This is a genomic window from Klebsiella sp. MS 92-3, assembly GCF_000195655.1.
Classification (GTDB): Bacteria; Pseudomonadota; Gammaproteobacteria; order Enterobacterales; family Enterobacteriaceae; genus Klebsiella; species Klebsiella pneumoniae.
On the sequence record NZ_GL882806.1, the window covers coordinates 1,248 to 4,337 of the forward strand.

Sequence of the window (3,090 nt, forward strand, 5' to 3'; positions counted from 1 at the left end):
TGCGCCCTCTCTAGTTCCTTAACGGAACTGGTCATTTTTCGCGTAATTCAGGGGATCGGTGGGGCGATGATGATGCCGGTGGCGAGGCTGGCCCTGCTGCGTGCCTACCCCCGCAGCGAACTGTTGCCGGTCCTGAACTTTGTCACCATGCCGGGATTGGTGGGGCCGATTCTGGGCCCGGTACTCGGCGGGGTATTTGTGACCTGGGCCAGCTGGCATTGGATTTTCCTGATAAACATTCCGATCGGCGTAATTGGCATTCTGTACGCCCGTAAATACATGCCAAATTTCACAACGCCGCGCCGACGCTTCGATATAGGCGGTTTTCTGTTATTTGGCTTAAGTCTGGTGTTATTTTCCAGCGGTATTGAACTGTTTGGGGAAAAAATCGTGGCGACATGGCAGGCGCTGGCCGTGATTGCCGTCAGTCTGTTACTGCTCGTGGCCTATGTGCGTCACGCGCGTCGCCATCCGACGCCGCTTATCTCGCTCTCTTTATTTAAGACCCATACGTTCTCGGTCGGCATTGCCGGCAACCTCGCCACGCGGTTGGGTACCGGCTGCGTACCGTTTCTGATGCCGCTGATGCTACAGGTTGGTTTCGGCTATCCGGCCATTATCGCCGGCTGTATGATCGCCCCCACCGCTATCGGCTCGATTATTGCGAAATCCACCGTTACCCAGGTGCTGCGCTGGTTTGGCTATCGTAAGACCCTGGTGGGGATCACCGTGTTTATTGGCCTTATGATCGCCCAGTTCTCGCTGCAGTCGCCAGAGATGCCGCTGTGGATGCTTCTTCTGCCGCTGTTCGTGCTGGGGATGGCGATGTCCACGCAGTTTACCGCCATGAATACCATTACCCTGGCCGATCTGACCGATGATAATGCCAGCAGCGGCAACAGCCTGCTGGCCGTCACCCAGCAGCTTTCAATTAGTCTCGGGGTGGCCATCAGCGCTGCGGTGCTACGCTTCTATGAAGGTTTTGATAATGCAAGCACGGTACAGCAGTTTCACTACACCTTTATAACCATGGGCGTGATAACCATTATATCGGCGCTGATGTTTATGCTGTTAAGAGCGAAGGATGGCCGCAACCTGATTAGCGAGCGGCATAAACGCTAAGCGGAACCGCGAACCACCAGCTCCGGCGTTAACTGAACGCGCTGCTGTTTTTGCTGCGGATCGGCCATGCGATGGATCAGTACGTCGATGGCCAGTTCCCCCAGCTCATCCTTTGGCTGGTGAATGGTGGTCAATGGCGGCGTCATATAACGTGCCAGCTCAATATCATCGTAGCCCACCAGCGCCATATCCTGCGGAATCTGCAGCCCGGCCTGGTATAACGCCTGATAAGCGCCAACCGCCATCGCATCGTTACCGACAAACACCGCCTGCGGACGCTGCGGCAACGCCAGCAGCTGCTGCATCGCGCTAAACCCGCCGCCAAACTCAAAATCACTGGTCACCACGTATCCTTCGGCAACCGGCAGGCCGCAGCGCGCCATCGCGGCATGATAGCCTTCAAGACGCAGGCGCGCCGGGGTTTTATCCAGCGGGCCGGCAATACAGGCAATGCGTAAATGCCCCTGGTCAATCAGATACTGAGTCGCCATATCGCCGCCGAGCAGCGAGTTATCCTGAATCAGATCGCTATCGCCATCAAAGGGGGCCCAGTCCATCATAACCGTCGGTACCGACGGATAGCGCTGCATGATTTCCGGGGAGGGCTGATGAGTCTCCGTGCACAGCAGGAGTAATCCATCGACGCGTTTTTGCATTAGCGTCTCCAGATTACGATTCATTCGCTGCTCATCACCTTCGGTATTGCAGAGCACGAGGCTATAACCCCGCTCAAAGCAGCTACGCTCCACGCCCCGCACCAGCTCCGAATAAAACGGATTGGTACTGGCGGTGATCAGCATGCCGATGGTACGGGTTTGATTGAGCTTGAGGCTACGCGCCAGCGCAGAGGGGGCGTAGTTGAGGCTTTTGATCGCAGCGTCAACTTTGGCGGTAATCGCCTCGCTGACAAAGCGGTCCTTATTGATGACGTGTGACACCGTCGATGTGGAAACGCCCGCGATGCGGGCCACATCTTTCATCGTAGCCAAGCATTACCCCTGTTGCGCTAAAAATTCATCGATCTCTGTGCGCCAAGGCACGGACGGCTGAGCGCCTTTGCGGGTTACGGCGATCGCCGCTGCGGCATGCGCAAAGCGAATCGCCTCCGGCAGGGCGGTCCCTTCCAGCAGCGCGGTCACCAGCGCGCCGTTAAAGGTATCACCGGCCGCGATAGTATCAATGGCCTGTACGCGAAACCCTGGGATCCGGCGGCTTTCGCCTTCGGCACTGAGCCAGACGCCGCGCCTGCCGAGGGTGATCATCACCGTACCAATGCCTTTGGCATGCAGCACGTCGGCGGCTTTTGCCGCATCTTCGTCACTCTCAACGCGAATACCGGTCAGCTTTTCCGCTTCGGTTTCGTTAGGGGTAATAATATCCACCAGCGCCAGCAGTTCATCCGGTAGTTCACGCGCTGGCGCGGGGTTCAGCACCACGGTGGTGTGATGGTGATGGGCGATTTTCGCCGCCGCTATGACGCTCTCCAGCGGCGACTCCAGCTGCATCAACAACGCCTGTGCGCTGGCGATACGCTCTTTTTCCGCCTCAACCTGGGAGACGGAAAGCGCCGCATTGGCGCCGGCATGAATACCGATGACATTCTCACCTTCGGCGTTAACGAAAATTAACGCCACCCCGGTCGCTTCCCCGGCAACCGCGCGCACGGGCGCCACGTCGATTTTATCGCTCGCCAGCTGACGACGGATGCGTTCACCGATATCGTCATCGCCGGTGCAGGCGATAAACGCGATATCCGCTCCGCTGCGCCCGGCGGCCACCGCCTGGTTGGCCCCTTTTCCACCGAACGCCACCTGATAATGGTGGCCTGTGACGGTTTCGCCCGGCGTCGGGAAAGCGTCAAGGTTAAGAATGTGATCGGCATTGATACTGCCAAGGACGACAAGTTTGCCTGCAGTTTTCATCATTTCTGTTCCCGGGAAAGCGCGCCACCGGGATCCGGTGGCGCAT

General features: G+C 57.9%; 3 protein-coding genes. 1 reads left to right on the forward strand and 2 read right to left on the reverse strand.

What is annotated here, in order from left to right; all coding sequences use genetic code 11:
- On the forward strand, window positions 1–1,122 hold a 1,122-nt coding region (locus tag HMPREF9538_RS0127590), incomplete at its 5' end, for an MFS transporter (RefSeq protein WP_009485023.1).
- Here HMPREF9538_RS0127590 and rbsR read toward each other — a convergent pair.
- The gene (rbsR, locus tag HMPREF9538_RS14605) at window positions 1,119–2,111 is read right to left on the reverse strand and encodes a ribose operon transcriptional repressor RbsR (RefSeq protein WP_016831327.1); all 993 of its coding nucleotides are present in this window, start codon (window positions 2,109–2,111) and stop codon (window positions 1,119–1,121) included. The two genes, HMPREF9538_RS0127590 and rbsR, sit on opposite strands and share 4 nt — an antisense overlap.
- 3 nt (window positions 2,112–2,114) lie before the next feature.
- Window positions 2,115–3,047: a ribokinase gene (gene rbsK, locus HMPREF9538_RS14600; RefSeq protein ID WP_009485024.1), complete on the reverse strand. Its 933-nt coding sequence runs from the start codon at window positions 3,045–3,047 to the stop codon at window positions 2,115–2,117.
- Between the last annotated feature and the right edge of the window lie 43 nt (window positions 3,048–3,090).

What these genes read in the sequence shown, in the direction of transcription:
- rbsK (WP_009485024.1), bottom strand. Translation starts at nt 3,047, where the DNA reads ATGATGAAAACTGCAGGCAAACTTGTCGTCCTTGGCAGTATCAATGCC.